The sequence below is a fragment of the Nitratireductor aquimarinus genome (assembly GCF_017255295.1).
Taxonomy (GTDB): domain Bacteria; phylum Pseudomonadota; class Alphaproteobacteria; order Rhizobiales; family Rhizobiaceae; genus Nitratireductor; species Nitratireductor aquimarinus.
Map to the genome: position 1 here is coordinate 1 of NZ_JAFKDE010000024.1, position 1386 is coordinate 1386.

Sequence of the window (1386 nt, forward strand, 5' to 3'; positions counted from 1 at the left end):
TGAACTGATGCGGTGGATGCCCCTTCGAGCGGCGTCGTATGATGCCATCTTCGCCGCTGCGGCACATTCGAAGGAGGACACTATGTCAGACGTGCATATTTTGGCGATCGACCTCGCCAAGCGAAGCTTCCAGGTCTGTGGCACCGATCGGGGTGGGGCGGTTCTATTCAATCGCACGGTTTCCCGCGCAAAGCTGATGCAGATGCTGGACGCGCAGGAGCCGTGCATCGTGGCGATGGAAGCCTGTGCGACCAGCCACTATTGGGGGCGCGTAGCGCAGAGCAGCGGCCACGATGTCCGGCTCGTTCCGCCCATCTATGTGAAGCCGTTCGTCAAGCGGCAGAAAAACGACGCGGCAGACGCCGCGGCGATCGCCGAAGCCGTGCTGCGCCCGAACATGCATTGCGTCGCGGTGAAAAGCGCCGAACATCAGGCACGAGCGGTGACATTCCGAACCCACCAGTGCTTCGTCCGCCAGCGCACGCAGCTGATCAATGCGCTGCGGGGCCACCTGGCCGAGTTCGGTCTGGTCTTCCCGCAAGGGCCGGCCCATCTCAAACAGGCAGCGGCCCTGTTGGAGGACGGGACGACCGAGATCCCCGACACCGTCAAGGAGATGGCTCAACTCTATCTAGATCAGATCGATCTTCTTACGGCGAAGATCGACGCCCTGTCCCTCAAGCTGAGGGACGCTACGAAGGAAAACGTTGAGATGCGGCGTCTGTGCACGGTGCCAGGTGTCGGGCCGGTGACGGCCGGTGCTGTGATGGCGTTTGCTCCCGATCTCCGGACCTTCTCCAGCGGCAGGAACTTTGCCGCCTGGCTCGGCCTCGTGCCGCGGCAGCGATCGACGGGCGGCAAACAGCGCCATGGCGGGGTGAGCAAAATGGGCCAGACTGATATCCGTAAGCTGCTGATCGTCGGTGCCATGAGCCGGATTCGCTGGATCATTCGAAAGGGCGTCATGCCGGACAACTGGCTCGGACAGCTTGTCGGGCGCAAGCCTCGCATGGTCGCGGCCGTCGCCTTGGCGAACAAGATGGCCCGGGTCATATGGGCGATCATGACAAGGGAGCAGAATTACCAAATGGCGTGAGCGGTCACCTCTGTTGGAGGCAATGGCAAACGTCTAGGGGTCGTTTGGCCCCGGCAAGGAGATCGACTGACGACTATGCGGCAAGGACTTCAATGTTCAGGATGGGGTAAACCAGTCCCGGGGCTCGAGCATAAAGCTCTCTGAACCGATGTGGACCCTATTCTTCGAACTGCATAACGGCCCCGTGGCGCAGGCCGCGATCAGAGGCCTGACACACGACCGATAGAAGCAACACGCTGCAAAAGAAGTCGGAAGAAAAACCTTGCAATGTAGGGGGCATCCACACACGC

The 1386-nt window shown here is 61.1% G+C and carries 1 protein-coding gene; it reads left to right on the plus strand.

Going from position 1 to position 1386, the window contains the following annotated elements; genetic code table 11:
* The first annotated feature begins 82 nt into the window (after positions 1–82).
* Complete coding sequence (locus JYP46_RS22015) at positions 83–1096, plus strand: IS110 family RNA-guided transposase (RefSeq protein ID WP_007007598.1); 1014 nt, start codon at positions 83–85, stop codon at positions 1094–1096.
* Positions 1097–1386: the final 290 nt, after the last annotated feature.

Excerpts from the sequence above, each read along its gene's own strand:
- JYP46_RS22015 (WP_007007598.1), top strand. The coding sequence starts at position 83 with ATGTCAGACGTGCATATTTTGGCGATCGACCTCGCCAAGCGAAGCTTC.